The sequence below is a fragment of the Acidiphilium sp. JA12-A1 genome, assembly GCF_000724705.2.
Taxonomy (GTDB): Bacteria; Pseudomonadota; Alphaproteobacteria; order Acetobacterales; family Acetobacteraceae; genus Acidiphilium; species Acidiphilium multivorum.
The window spans coordinates 35,093-49,607 of record NZ_JFHO01000063.1 but is presented as its reverse complement, the minus strand read 5'-3'; the positions used below and the strand labels follow the sequence as shown (position 1 = coordinate 49,607).

Sequence of the window (14,515 nt, the reverse complement as noted above, 5' to 3'; positions counted from 1 at the left end):
ATGCTGATCGCGGCCGACCGCCTGTTCCGCGACGGGGCGATCACCGGCCCCGGCGCGGTGGCCATCGAGAACGGGCGGATCGCCGCGGTGCTGGACTACGATCCGGCGAACCCGGACCTGCGGCTTCAGGGCGGCATCCTCGCCCCCGGCCTGATCGACCTGCACAACAACGGTGCCTTCGGCATCGATTGCGCCGAGGCGGATACCGATGGCTTCCGCCATCTCTGCCGGGCCCTCGGCGCGCGCGGTGTCACCAGTTTCGCGCCGACCGTCATCACCGCGCCGTTCGCCTCCCTGCATGGCGCGGCGCGGCGCCTGCGCGCGGCGCTGGCGGCGATGGCGGGCGAACCGGTCGCGCGGATGCCGGGGCTGCATCTCGAAGGCCCGTTCCTCGCACCCAACCGGCGCGGCGCCCATCGCACGGACTGGCTGCGCGATCCGACCGGTGCGGCGCTGGACGAACTTCTGGCCGACCCCGATCTTGCCGCCACCCTGAAGCTCGTCACCCTCGCGCCGGAGCGGCCGGGCGGGCTTGCGGCGGTGCGGCGGCTGACGGATGCGGGGGTGATGGTGGCGCTGGGCCACAGCGACGCCGATGCGACAGAAGCGCAGGCCGCGATCGAGGCCGGCGCCCGCCTGGTGACGCATGTGTTCACCGCGATGCGGCCGTTTCATCATCGCGATCCGGGGCTGATCGGCGTCGCCCTCGCGGATGCGCGGGTGCATGCGTGTTTCATCGCCGATGGCGTGCATGCGGATGCGCTGGCGCTGCGCTTCGGCTTCGCCGCCGCCGGCGCGCGCGCGGTGGCGGTGACCGATTCGGTCAGCCTCGCCGGCCTGCCCGAGGGCAGCACGGCACGCTTCGGCGGCGATTCAGCGCAGGCGCGGGACGGCGCCGCGCGGCGGCCGGACGGATCGCTCACCGGCGCGACGATCACGCTCGATGAAGGGCTACGCCGCCTGATCGGCGCCGGCATCGCGCCCGCTTCCGCGCTGCGCGCGGCGACCGAAGCCCCCGCCGCAGCGCTCGGCCTGGCCGATCGGGGGCGGCTCGCCGCCGGGTGCCTGGCCGATCTCGTCTGGTTCGACGATGCGTTCGAGATCCGCAATGCCTGGATCGGCGGGACGGCGCTGCATCCCCTGCCGGCGCCGGCGCGCCATGCCGCCGCCATGCCGGCGACGGAGACGATCCGCCGCGATCTCGACGAACTCGACCGGGCGGACAGCGCCACGATCATGGCCGCGTTGCTGGATCAGGAACAGGAAGCGGCGGCGGCGGTGAAGCGAGCGATCCCAGCGCTCGCCCGCCTGGCGGAGGACGTGGCGGTGCGGCTCGAAGCCGGCGGGCGGCTGTTCTATGCCGGCGCCGGAACCTCAGGCCGCCTCGCGGTGCTCGATGCGGTGGAATGCGGGCCAACCTTCTCGCTGCCGGACGGGGTGATCATTCCCCTGATCGCCGGCGGTGCGGCGGCGGTGACCGGCGCGGTCGAGGGCGCCGAAGACGATGCCGCCGCCGCCGCCGCCCTGCTCGATGACCACAAGGCGGGCCCGGCGGATGTTCTCGTCGGCATCGCCGCCTCCGGGCGGACGCCGTTCACCCTCGGCGCGCTGCGCGCCGCCGCCGCGCGCGGCCTGCTGACCGGGGCTATCGTCAATGCCGATGGTCCGCTCGCCACTTCGGCCGACATCGCGGTGGTGATCGCGACGGGTGCCGAAGTGCTCGCCGGCTCGACCCGGCTTTCGGCCGGCACCAGCCAGAAACTGGCCCTCAACGCGCTCTCCACCACGGTGATGATGCGCCTCGGCAAGACATTCGGCCCCTATATGGTCGATCTCCGCGCCACCAACGCGAAGCTGCGCGCCCGCGCCATCCGCATTGTCCGCGCGATTGCCGGCGCGCCCGAGGCCGATGCGAAAGATGCCCTTGAAACAAGCGGTTACGAAGTAAAGACCGCCATCGTCATGCTCATGTTGCGAATCGGCACGACCGAGGCGCGCGCGCGCCTCGCGGAGGCGAGCGGACGATTGCGCACCGCGCTGGACGGGGCATAGTCCCTCCCGCATTGGCCCGCTCACGGCCGAGGATGGAGGAAATCATGAGCCAGACGGCAGACCAGGGCTTCGAAAGCGTCTTCACGCTCGAAGCCACCCAGTTGAAATACGGCATCGGCGCGGCTGACGAACTCGGCTGGGAGGCGAAGCGCCTTGGCCTCCGCCATGTCATCCTCGTCGCCGACCCGATGCTGCACCAGTTCGGCCTGATCGAGCGAATCGAGGGGATCCTCGCCGCCTCCGGCATAACCTTCGACCGGTTCGAGGACATCCATGTCGAGCCGACGATCGACAGTTTCGCCCGCGCCGCCGCCTTCGCGGAGGCGCATCCCTGCGACGGGTTCATCGCCCTCGGCGGCGGCTCGACGATCGACACCGCGAAAGTCGCCAACCTGATCAGCACCCATGGCGGGGCGGTGATCGACTATGTCAACCCGCCGATCGGCGGCGGCAGGAAGCCGCCCGGACCGCTGCGGCCGCTGATCGCGCTGCCCACTACTTCCGGCTCCGGGTCGGAGGCGACCACCGTCGCCGTGCTCGACATCCCCGAACTCAAGGTCAAGAGCGGGATCTCGCACCGCTACATGCGGCCGACCCTCGCGATGGTCGACCCTGCCCTCGCGCGGACGACACCAGCCGGCGTCACCGCCTCGGCCGGGCTCGACGTGATTTGCCATGCGGTCGAGAGCTATATCTCGAAACCGTTCAACCAGCGGCCGAAGCCGGCCTCGCCGGACGATCGCCCGCCCTATCAGGGCTCCAACCCGGTGGCCGATATCTGGTCGCTCCAGGCGATCGAGTTCGGCGGGAAATATCTCGCCCGCGCCGTGGCCGATGGCGAGGATTACGAGGCGCGCGGGACGATGATGCTCGGCGCCACCATGGCCGGCATCGGCTTCGGCACCGCCGGTGTGCACATTCCCCATGCCTGCGCCTATCCGATCGCGGGGCTCAAGCACGTCTATCACGCCCCAGGCTATTCGCGGAACCACGCCTTCGTGCCGCACGGCTTCTCGGTGATCGTCACCTCGCCAGCGGCGTTCCGCTACACCTATGATGCGGCGCCCGAGAAGCATATCCGCGCCGCCAGCCTGTTGCGCGGCCACGATATCGAGAATCCCGGCCCGGACTCGCTGCCCGCGGCACTGATCGACCTGATGAAGGCGGTGGGCGCGCCCTCGGGCATCGCCGAACTCGGCTACACCGAGGCGGATATTCCCGCGATCATCGACGGCGCGCTGAAGCAGCAGCGCCTGCTCGCCGGATCGCCCAAGCCGGTGGATGCCGGCATCCTGGAGACGATACTGCGCCAGTCGATGCGCAACTGGTGAAACGCCAATAACACGAGGGCAGGGAAAATGTCAGACATAAGGCTCTACATGTTCAGCTGCGGCACACTGAAGACCGTGACCGCCTCGATCAAGATGAACCAGGGCAACGATCCCTACGAGATCCCGGTGCCGTGGTTTCTCATCACCCATCCGAAGGGCAACATCGTGATCGATGGCGGCAATGCCGCAGAGGTCGCCGAGGACATGCGGGCGCATTGGGGGGCGGTCTGCGATGTCTATCTGCCGGTGATGACGCGCGAGGAGGCGTGCCTGCCGCAGCTGCAGAAGCTCGGCATCGATCCGGCGAGCGTGCGCTACGTGCTGCAATCGCATCTGCATCTCGACCATACCGGGGCGATCGGCCGCTTCCCGAACGCGACCCATCTCGTGCAGCGGGCGGAATACGAATATGCCTATACGCCGGACTGGTTCGCCGCCGGCGGCTACATCCGCAAGGATTTCGACAAGCCCGGCCTGAAATGGCAGTTCCTCAACGGCACCGCCGATGATTTCTACGATCTCTACGGCGATGGCGTGATCCGCACCGTCTTCACCCCCGGCCATGCGCCCGGGCATCAGTCGTTCCTGGTCACGCTGCCAAAGACCGGACCGATGCTGCTGACGGTGGATGCGGCCTATACGACCGATCACTGGGATGAAAAGGCGCTGCCGGGCTTCCTCGCCAGCACGGTCGATACGGTGCGCTCGGTGCAGAAACTGCGCACGCTCGCGGAGAAGACCGGTGCGACGGTGGTCACCGGTCACGATCCGATCGCCTGGCCGAACTTCAAGCACGCGCCTGGCTATTACGACTGAACCTGGCCCATTGCTGAAATGACAAACCCGCCCGGAGATGATCCGGGCGGGTTTTCTTTTGTTGATTGACGGCGCGCGATCAGAACTGCACGCCGCGGGTCAGCGCGCCGTCGACCACCAGGTTGGTGCCGGTGACGAAGCTCGCCGCGGGGCTGGCGAGGAACACCACGCCGCGCGCCACCTCGTCTGGCCGGCCCATGCGGCCGGTCGGGTTGAGGGCGAGAGCCTCCTTGAATAGCGCCGGATTGCCATGCTCGATCTTTTCCCACACGCCGCCGGGGAAATAGGTATTGCCCGGCGAGAGCGCGTTGACGCGGATGCCCTTGCCCGCGAGCTGGAACGACAGCCCCTTGGCGTAATGGATCAGCGCCGCCTTGAACACGCCATAGGGGCCGGCGGCGAAATCCACCTCGCGGCCCGACACCGAGGAAATCACCACGATCGATGCCGCGCCGGATTTTTCGAGGAACGGCATCGCCGCGTTCACCGCGGTGACCGTGCCCATCATGTCGGTCTCGAATTCCGCCCGCCAGGAGGCCTCGTCCTGCCCGATCGACAGCGCCGAGACATTGGCGACGACGATGTCGATCCCGCCGAACTCCGCACCGACATCGGCGATCCAGGTCGCCAGCGCAGCATGATCCGAAACGTCCACGGCGCGGCCGGTGGCGCGCACGCCCGCGCGGCGCAGCTCCGCCACCGCGCTTTCGACCTCCTGCGCGTTGCGCGCGCAGATCGCGACATCGGTGCCTTCCTGCGCCAGCAGCTCGGCCACGGAACGGCCGATCCCCTTGGTGCCGCCGGTAATGACGGCGCGTTTGCCCTTCAGTCCGAGATCCATGTCAGCCTGTCTCCCCGTCAATATATTTCTTCAGAATGCCCGCGCCGACCGTATAGTTCGGGTCGACGAAATTGCCGAGACGCACCCGGCCGCACTGGCTCAGCATCATGTAGGCGTCCCACCGCCCGAATCCATATTCCGCCTCGAGCCAGAGGATGAGGTCGCGATAGGCGATGCGCGTCGCATCCTCCAGCGGCCGCGCGGAGCCGATCGCCATGATGAAATCCTCGCGCTCCAGCCGCGGCCATTCGAGCGTCCAGTTCTTGATCAGGTCGACGCGGATGGTGGTTTCCGAGGCATATTCCACCGCCGTGCCGCACACCTCGCCATCGCCCTGGCAGGCATGGGCATCGCCGATGAACAGCCGCGCGCCCGGCGAGCGGACCGGCAGGTAGGTGATACTGCCCGGCCCCATGTCCGGCAGGTCCATGTTGCCGCCATGCGATCCCGGCGTCAGCGAGTTGATGCTGTCGATTTCCGGCGAGGTGGAGAGCGTGCCGATATGCGGCGCATAGGGCAGCACGACGCGCGCGCTCCAGCGCACCTCCTTCTCGTTGACCGGCACCTTGCGGGTGATTTCGGGCAGCGGCGGATTCAGCGTCGCGGTGAGCGCGGTGCCGGTGAGCGCACCGAATTGCGGAATCATGCAGCAGGTGCCGTGCGGATCCTCGCCGCGCGGGCGCATCCGCTCGATATGCACGGCGATCGCGTCGCCCGGTTCCGCGCCCTCGATCATGATCGGCCCGTTCTGCGGATTGACGAAGGGCATGCGCAGGCGGCGGCTCGGCTTGTCCCGCTCGGTGCGGATCGCGCCCTCGAAGGCATCGCGCGTCTCGACCACGATGCGATCGCCCGGTTCGACTGTCAGCACGGGTTCGGAATAGGGGCCGATCGTGTAGTGATACTGGCCCTGCATTTCCTCTGTCAGCTTGTGGACACGCGGCTTGCGGGCCCAGCCGACGCCCCGCCGCGCCACGATTGAATTCGAAATCCAGTGATTGGCCCTGGCCACTTCCACCTCCATCACCAACGGAACGTGCTCACCCGCATATATGCCGGATTGCGCAAGCGATGATGCAGTGTTTGCCGCGCGGGCGCAATTGCGTTCTCCGCCTCGTGCGCCCACATCCCGCGCGTGCATTCGTACCATGACGAAACAGTTCACCGAAGGAGAAAACAATGGATCTGTCGCTCGCGGGAAAGCGCGTCCTCGTCACTGGCGGCTCGAAGGGCATCGGCTTCGCCTGCGCCGCTGCATTCATAGCCGAGGGCGCCGAGGTCGCCATCTGCTCGCGGCAGCAGGCCAATCTCGAAGCCGCCAAAGCCACGCTGCGCCTGCGCGCCGCGCTTTCTGCCGACCTGACTGACGCCGCGTCAGCGGACGCGATGATTAAGGCGGCGGAAGCCGAACTCGGCCCGATCGACATTCTCGTCAACAGCGCTGGCGCGGCACGGCGCACCCCGCCCGACGAACTGACGCCGGCACATTGGCGGGCCGCGATGGACGCCAAATATTTCAGCTATATCAACGTGATCGATCCGCTGGTGAAGCGCATGGCCGCGCGCGGCGGCGGGGTGATCGTCAACGTGATCGGCAATGGCGGCAAGATTGCCTCGCCCGTGCATCTGGCCGGCGGGGCGGCGAACGCGGCGCTGATGCTGGCAACCGCCGGGCTCGCGACCGCCTATGCGAAACAGGGGGTGCGCGTGGTCGGCCTCAATCCGGGACTGACAGAGACCGGGCGCGTCGCCGAGGGCCTCGCCTCGGATGCGCGGCTCGCCGGCATCAGCATCGACGAGGCGCGCGCCCGCGGCATTGCCCGGATTCCCCTCGGCCGGATGGCAACGCCGGAGGAAATCGCCAATACGGTGCTGTTTCTCGCCTCGCCCCGCGCCAGCTATGTGACGGGCGTCAACATCACGATGGACGGCGCCACCACCGCCTGTGTCGTATGACAACGAAAGGTCAGATGAAATGACAGATCAGTCCGGGCCGCGTTATCGCCGCGCCCTGATCGTCGGCGCCGGCAGCGGGCTGAGCGCCGCCCTCGCCCGCCGCTTCGCCGCACAGGGGATGAGCGTCGCGCTCGCCGCGCGCAATCCCGACAAGCTCGCGCCGCTCTGTGCCGATATCGGGGCGAAATCCTTCGCCTGCGATGCCACCGACGCGGCGGCGGTCGCAGGGCTATTCGAGCAGGTGGAAGCCGGCGGCGGCACGCCGGATGTGGTGGTCTACAACGCCTCCGGCCGGGTGCGCGGCCCGGTCGCCTCACTCGATCCCGAGGCGGTTGCGCGCGCCCTCGCGGTTTCGGCCTTCGGGGGATTTCTCGTCGGCCAGCAGGCGGCGCAGAGAATGCTTGGGGCTGGACACGGCGCCATCCTGTTCACCGGCGCCTCGGCCAGCGTGAAGGGCTATGCGGAGTCGGCCGCCTTCGCGATGGGCAAGTTCGCCCTGCGTGGCCTTGCCCAGAGCATGGCACGGGAACTCGCGCCGAAGGGCATCCATGTCGCGCATTTCGTCATCGATGGCGGCATCCGCTCCGCCAGCCGCCCGGTGCCGGCGGATGCGCCGGACAGCCTGCTCGACCCGGAGGCCATCGCCGAGACCTATCTTCATGTCCTGCACCAGCCACGCAGCGCCTGGACCTGGGAGATCGAGCTCAGGCCCTGGGTCGAGCGGTTCTGACCGGCCGCATCGTCCGGCGATTGCGCGCGCCGATGGTTTGAAGCATGTTTCGCGCACAAAGAATTCAAAGAATGGGAGCCGTCCATGCTGGGCCTGATGCAGCACCACGACCTGATGATCTCGGACTTTCTGGTCCACGCCGCCCGGCATCATCCGCGGGCGGAAATCGTCTCCCGCCTCGCCGGCGGCATTCATCGCCAGACCTGGGTGGATACGGCGCGGCGGGCCCGCCAGCTCGCCCGCGCACTTGGCCGGCTCGGTGTACGGTCGGGGGATCGCGTCGCCACTCTCGCCTGGAACAACCACCGCCATGTCGAGCTCTATTTCGCGATTTCCGGCTCGGGCGCCGTGGTCAACACCGTCAATCCGCGCCTGGCACCCGACGACATCGCCTATATCCTCGAACACGCCGAGGATGGCGTGCTGTTCGCCGAGGCCGATTTCGCATCCCTGGTGGAGCAGGTCGCCGGCAAGCTGCCGCCGGGCCTGCTCCGCCAGGTGGTGTTTCTCTGCGACGCGGCGGACCTGCCCGGCATCGCCCTGCCCGCCGGCGTTGCGATCACCGATTACGAAAGCCTGATCGACGCCGAGACCGACGAATACGACTGGCCCCGGTTCGACGAGCGGACCGCCAGCGGCCTCTGCTACACCTCGGGCACGACGGGACGGCCGAAGGGCGTGCTCTACACCCATCGCTCCACCGTGCTGAAGGCGATGGCGGTGAACGCGGCGGATGCGATCGGCCTCAAGGCGGCCGACCGGCTGATGCCGGTGGTGCCGATGTTCCATGTCAACGCCTGGTCCCTGCCCTACGCCGCCGCCGCCGCCGGCACCTCGCTGGTCATGCCGGGGCGGTTCCTCGACGGGCAGAGCCTTTACGAACTCATCGAGGCCGAACACGTCACCTGCGCCTCTGGCGTGCCGACGGTCTGGCTCGGCGTGCTCGCCCATATCCGCAAGACCGGGGGGCGGTTCAGCACACTCGAGCGTATGATCGTTGGCGGATCGGCCTGTCCGGAAGCGCTGTTCGACGCGTATGACGAACTCGGCGTCACCATCGTCCACGCCTGGGGCATGACCGAGAGCAGCCCGATCGCCACGGTGGCGACCCCGGTGCCCGGCGTCGATGCCGCGACCGCGCGGCGGCAGCGGCTGAGCCAGGGGCGGGTGCTGTTCGGGATCGACCTGCGGGCGCGGCGCGGCGCCGAGGAAGTGCCGTGGGACGGCGAGACCGCCGGCGACATCGAGCTGCGCGGCCACTGGGTGACCACCGGCTATTACCGGATGCCGAAAGGCACGACCGAGGACGGCTGGTTTCCCACCGGCGATGTCGGGATGATCGATCCCGACGGGTTCGTGATCCTCACCGATCGGAGCAAGGACCTGATCAAGTCGGGCGGCGAGTGGATCAGCTCGATCGACATCGAGAACATCGCGGTCAGCCATCCGGCGGTGGCCGAGGCGGCGGCGATCGCGGCGAAACACCCGAAATGGGATGAGCGGCCGGTGGTGATCGTCGCGTTGAAGCCAGGCGCGAGCGCCACCCGCGAGGAACTGCTCTCGGTCTATGAGGGCAAGGTCGCGCGCTGGGCAGTGCCGGACGACGTGATCTTCGTGGACGAGTTGCCGCACGGCGCAACGGGCAAGCTGCTCAAGACCGAATTACGCGCGCGATTCGCCAACCATCTGATCGAGAAGCCGGACGGCGCCGCTACCTGAGCGGCGCCGGGGCCGGCTTCAGCCGCGCAGCCGGCGGAGCCCCCGCACGGCGACGATCAGGGCGGCGAGATCGGGCATCAGCGCCACATCATGCGCGAGCGCGATGGCGCTCTCGGCCGGGCGACCCAACGCGAAACGCAGCGCCGCCGGATCGCCGCCGCCGTCGAGCGCCGCTTCCACCAGGGCGCCCTGGATTTCGTTCAGCTCGTCGGCCAGCGCAGCGACGGCCCGCGTCGTCCAGCCGCCCGCGGTCGGAACGGCGCCAAGGGCCGCGCGCAACGGGTTCAGCGCGAACACCTCGCCGGCATCCGTCCAGACCGCGCGGACCATTTCGATCGCCCGGTCGTGCCGGGCCGCGAGCCGCACCACGATCGGCGCCACCATCAGCTCCGGCAGCGCCACCGTGAAGGTCGCGAGCGGCAGCGGAACGCCATGCGCGGTCAGGGCTTGCACGTCCTCGGACTCCTCAAGCCGGGCACAGGCCGAGGCGGCCAGATCCGCGAGGCCGAAGCGCAGAGCCTCGACCTCGTCGCCGATCGGCCCCAGAGGCGGGCCGGCCAGCAGGGTGCGCGCGGCGGCTTCCTGCAGGCGGCGCAGAGCGAAAAGCATCCCGAGGCGCTGCGCCGCCGGCACCGCCATGCCCAGCGCCTCGATCTCACGGTAGCGGGACGGCAGGTCGAACGCGGCGGAGGCGATCAGCGCCGCGCAGGCTATCGCCGGCGGTTCCTGCCCGGATTCGAGCGCGATCCGCCCGAAAGCCGCGGCCCCCATCCGGTTGATCAGTTCGTTGGTCACCGCCGTGCCGATCAGCGCACGCCGCAACCGGTGGCCGTCGATTTCCGCCCGGAACCGCTCGCGCAGCGTGTGCGGAAAGTAATCGGCCAGCAGGTGCCCGAGCGCCGGTTCGTCGACCAGCGGCGAAGCATCGATCATCGCGCCGACATGCAGCTTGGCGTGTGCCATCAGGGTGCAGAGCTCGGGCCGGGTCAGGGCTTGGCCAGAAGCCGCGCGCGCGGCCATCGCCGCCGCGTCCGGCAGGCCGGCCACTGCGCGGTCGAGCACGCCGGCTGCTTCCAGCTGGCTCATCAGCGCGTTCTGCGCCGGCAAATCGGCAGCACCGCCGAGCGCATCGAGCGAGATCGCCTGCGACTGCTGGTGATTGTCGCGCAGCACGAGCGCCGCCACCTCGTCCGTCATCGAGCCCAGCAGGTCGACGCGCTGGTGCGCCGTGAGCTTGCCGGCCTCCATCACGCTCGCCAGCAGGATCTTGATGTTCACCTCGTGGTCGGAGGTCGAAACACCAGCGGAATTGTCGAGGGCATCGGTATTGATCCGCACGCCGGCCTGCGCTGCCTCGATCCGTCCCGCCTGGGTGACGCCGAGATTGGCGCCCTCGCCGACGACCCGGGCGCGGATGTGTCGGCCATCGACGCGAATGGCATCGTTCGCGCGGTCGCCGGCATCGGCCTGGCTTTCCGTTCCCGCCTTCACATAGGTGCCGATCCCGCCGAAATAGAGCAGATCGACCCGCATGGTCAGGATGGCGCGCAGAACAAGCTCGGGCTCGTGCGCGCCGGCCTCGAGGCCGAGCATAGAGGCCGCCGCGGCACTCAGCGTCACCGTTTTCGCGTTGCGCGGGAACACGCCGCCGCCCTCGCTGATCAGCGCGGGGTCGTAATCCGCCCATGACGAGCGCTTCAGCCCGAACAGCCGTCGGCGTTCCTCGTAGCTCTTCGCCGGATCAGGATCGGGATCGAGGAAGATATGGCGATGATCGAATGCGGCCAGCAGCTTCGTGTGACGGCTGACCAGCAGGCCGTTGCCGAAGACGTCGCCCGACATGTCGCCGACGCCGGCACAGGTGAAGTCCTCGCGCTGGATGTCGTGACCCAATTCGTCGAAATGCCGCGCGATGTTCACCCAGGCACCGCGCGCGGTGATGCCCATCGCCTTGTGGTCGTAGCCGACCGAGCCGCCGGAGGCGAAGGCGTCGCCCAGCCAGAAGCCGCGCGAGACGGCGATCTCGTTGGCGATGTCGCTGAAGGTCGCGGTGCCCTTGTCGGCGGCGACGACGAGATAGGGGTCGTCGCCATCGCGCCGGACGATGCGCGGCGGGGCGACCACCGTGCCGCCCGCCAGATTGTCCGTCACATCGAGCATCGCATTGATGAGCAGCCGGTAGCAGGCGATGCCCTCGGCCATGAACGCCTCGCGATCGGCATTCGCATCGCCGGTCGGCGTCGGCGGGCGCTTGAGCACGAAGCCGCCCTTCGCCCCGACCGGCACGATGACGACGTTCTTGACCATTTGTGCCTTCATCAGGCTCAGAATTTCCGTGCGGAAATCATCCCGCCGGTCCGACCAGCGGATGCCGCCGCGCGCGATCATGCCGCCGCGCAGATGGCAGCCCTCCATCCGAGCGCCATGCACGAAAATCTCGAACATCGGCCGCGGCAGCGGCATGTCGCCGGCGCGCGCGCTGTCGATCTTGAGGGCGATCACCGGCGTTGCGGCATCGTGGAAATTGGTGCGCAGCACCGCGTCCAGCAGCCGGCGGTAGCGGCGGAGGATGCGATCTTCCTCGGGGCTGGCAACGGCATCGAGCAGGTCGCGCCAGCGCGCATCCAGCGCCGCCTCGGCCTCCGGATCGCGATTCCGGTCAGGATCGAAGCGGATGTGGAACAGTTCGACCAGCAGCCGGGTCGCCGCCGGATTGGCGGCAAGCGCCGCCTCCACCGCATTCTGGCTGAACGGCGCGCGCACCTGGCGGCACCATTTGAACATGGCGCGCATCAGCCATACTTCGCGCCAGTCGAGCCCGGCGCGCAGGATCAGGCGGTTGAATCCATCGACCTCGGCCCGGTGGTCCGATTCGGCCTCGATTGCCTCCAGCACCGCGCTGGCCCGTCCGGTCAGGTCGAAGGCCTCGCGATCCGCGGTCTCCAGCGTGAGGCGCTGAAGCATGACCACACCGCCGCGGGCCGCGAGCCGGTAAGGCACCTCCTCGATCACCCGCAGGCCAAGGCTTTCGATCAGCGGCACGATGTCCGAGAGCGGCACGGCCTCGCCGGCGCGGAACAGCTTGAGCACCACGCGGTCGTCCGCCATGCCGAACGGCCGCACAAGGGCGAGGCGGAACCGGCCGGCGGCGCGCGCCGCGGCGGCAGCCTCGATGTCGCGCACGGCGATATGGGCCGGGGTGGATGCCGCATATTCCGGCGGGAAAGCATCGCCCCATTCGGCAAGGGTCGCCGCCGCCGTCACGTCGCCCTGTTCGCCGGTCAGCGCGTCGGCCAGTCTTTCTCGGAAACTGCGCGCGGCCTCTTTCATTGCGGCCTCGAGCGCCGCGACATCCAGTGCCCGGGCCCGCTTGGGGTCAGCGGCGATGATGAAATTCACCCGTGCCAGCGGCCCGTCACCCATCGCGGTCGCGTAACCGACCAGTTCGCCGCCGGCGGCACGGTTGATCATGCCGGAGAGCGCGTGGCGCAGCGCGGTGTCGAACCGATCGCGCGGGACGAACACGATGGCGGAGATGTGCCGCCCGAACGGATCCCGACGCAGGAACAGCGCCAGTTCCGGCCGCACCTGCAGCCCCATCACCCGCATCGCCGCGGCGAGGATTTCATCGGGCAGGCCCTGGAAAAGGTCGTCCCGCGGCCAGGTATCGAGAATGTGCCGCAGCGCGCGGCCGTCATGCCCCGAGGGATCGACGCCGGAGTCCTGCATGATCCGCTCAACCTTTTCGCGCAGCATGGGGATGCTGCGAGGGTTGCGGTTGTAGGAGTCCGGGGCGAACAGGCCGGCGAACAGGGTGAGGCCAACCGGGTGGCCGCTCGCATCGCAGGTCTTCACCACGACGACGTCATAAAGTTGGGCGCGCTGCACGCGGCTGCTGATATCGGCCTTGGCCACCGCCACGCGGTCGAACCGCGCGAGCGCCTCCTCGGCCACCGCGCGCCAGGCAGCGGCATCGCGCAGGATGTCGAACAGGGCGACGTCATCCGCGCGCAGCACGCCGAGTCCCGCGCCATCCGGCACGAGCGCGTAATCGCGCCCGAGTCCGATCTCCTGCAGCCCAAGCAGGATGAAATTGTCATTGGCGATCCAGCCGAGCAAGTCGCGCTCCGGCCCCTCGGCAAGAGCGGCGAAACGCTCGTGCAGGCGCTGGTGCATTGCCTCCGCATCGGCGACGGCGGCGGTGGCATCCTGCATCGCGCGGCGAATGTCCTGGGCGATCGCATCGAGCCGGGTCGGATCGGTTTCGGGGCCGAAGGCGATCTGGATCATCGACTCTGGCCGGCCCGCGCCGATCCCGCGCAGCGCGCCGTCCGCGTCGCGCTCGACCGTGAGCACCGGATGGACCAGGGCATGAACAGGCTGTTCCAGGCTTTGCAGCACCGCAAGAGCGGATTCCACAAGAAATGGGCGGTCGTCGTTGATCAGTTCCAGCACGGCATTGGCGTTGCCCCAGCCTGCGCCGCCGCCGCGCGGATTGAACACGCGCAGCAGGCTTTCACCCGGCCGCCGCTCCTGCGCGAAGGACCAGAGCGAGAGTGCCGCCGCCGCGACGTCCTCCGCGGGCCGGGCGGCGAGATCGGCTGTGGCGATGCCCGCTGCGTAATGATCGAGAAAACCGCAGGCCGCGTCCGCGAGGGGGCCTTGCAGGCTGCGCCGAATTGCGCCGGCGATCCCATCGAGCAGCGCATCGCGGCCTGGTCCGTGGCGCACGGTCACCGATCCGTGGCCCCGCCCCGTCGCGTCGTTCGCCGGGCTCATGACCGAACTCCCGATAATCCCGCTCCATAGCCAGAAGCGGACGCCGCCTTCACCGGCATCGATCTGGCGCCCGGCGCCGCAACGATCATCCCAAACCTGGCCGCGGACTCGAGCATGACGTGTTCCCCTTCGTCTGCCGTGTCGTTGAACTGTCGAACCGGTCCGACGCCTTGTCAATTCACGTCTGACCGGCGGCAGCTCCGCATGAAATTTCGTTCTTTATTGATAATAATTCAACGAAACCGTCATTTGATCCCGCTCAAGGCGGGACCGGAGATCGCTGCTAAACTG

Annotated in this window: 9 protein-coding genes; 6 read left to right on the top strand and 3 right to left on the bottom strand. The window is 68.6% G+C overall.

All coding sequences use genetic code 11. The features are described 5' to 3' along the window. From nagA to attM, 3 genes are read left to right on the top strand one after another with little or no spacing between them, the layout of a single operon-like run. Positions 1-2,052, top strand: a complete 2,052-nt coding sequence (nagA, locus tag RT91_RS12635; RefSeq protein WP_035187564.1) for an N-acetylglucosamine-6-phosphate deacetylase — start codon at positions 1-3, stop codon at positions 2,050-2,052. Positions 2,053-2,096: 44 nt separating this feature from the next. Continuing rightward, positions 2,097-3,383, top strand: a complete 1,287-nt coding sequence (locus tag RT91_RS12630) for a hydroxyacid-oxoacid transhydrogenase (RefSeq protein ID WP_011942229.1) — start codon at positions 2,097-2,099, stop codon at positions 3,381-3,383. 27 nt (positions 3,384-3,410) lie between these two features. Further along, positions 3,411-4,199 carry an N-acyl homoserine lactonase AttM gene (attM, locus tag RT91_RS12625; protein ID WP_035187563.1) on the top strand — a complete coding sequence of 263 codons (789 nt, stop codon included), beginning with the start codon at positions 3,411-3,413 and terminating at the stop codon, positions 4,197-4,199. Positions 4,200-4,278: 79 nt separating this feature from the next. On the opposite strand, the gene RT91_RS12620 is transcribed toward attM, so the two are convergent. Further along, a complete protein-coding gene (locus RT91_RS12620) occupies positions 4,279-5,040 on the bottom strand; it encodes an SDR family NAD(P)-dependent oxidoreductase (protein ID WP_035187561.1) in 762 nt (253 codons plus the stop codon). A 1-nt stretch (position 5,041) separates the two neighbouring features. Next, positions 5,042-6,064, bottom strand: coding sequence for an acetamidase/formamidase family protein (locus RT91_RS12615; RefSeq protein WP_035187559.1), 1,023 nt, complete (start codon positions 6,062-6,064; stop codon positions 5,042-5,044). 155 nt (positions 6,065-6,219) lie between these two features. Here RT91_RS12615 and RT91_RS12610 point away from each other — a divergent pair, with 155 nt between their 5' ends. From RT91_RS12610 to RT91_RS12600, 3 genes are all read left to right on the top strand, one after another. Further along, a complete protein-coding gene (locus RT91_RS12610) occupies positions 6,220-6,996 on the top strand; it encodes an SDR family oxidoreductase (RefSeq protein WP_011942232.1) in 777 nt (258 codons plus the stop codon). Positions 6,997-7,015: 19 nt separating this feature from the next. Continuing rightward, the gene (locus tag RT91_RS12605; protein ID WP_035187557.1) at positions 7,016-7,726 is read left to right on the top strand and encodes an SDR family NAD(P)-dependent oxidoreductase; all 711 of its coding nucleotides are present in this window, start codon (positions 7,016-7,018) and stop codon (positions 7,724-7,726) included. Between the two features lie 84 nt (positions 7,727-7,810). Continuing rightward, entirely contained in the window at positions 7,811-9,445 is a 1,635-nt protein-coding gene (locus RT91_RS12600; protein ID WP_007422962.1) for a long-chain-fatty-acid--CoA ligase, read from the top strand. Positions 9,446-9,463: 18 nt separating this feature from the next. Here the strand turns inward: RT91_RS12600 and RT91_RS12595 are convergent, their stop codons facing one another. Beyond that, positions 9,464-14,224, bottom strand: coding sequence for an NAD-glutamate dehydrogenase domain-containing protein (locus RT91_RS12595; RefSeq protein WP_035187555.1), 4,761 nt, complete (start codon positions 14,222-14,224; stop codon positions 9,464-9,466). Positions 14,225-14,515 lie beyond the last annotated feature (291 nt).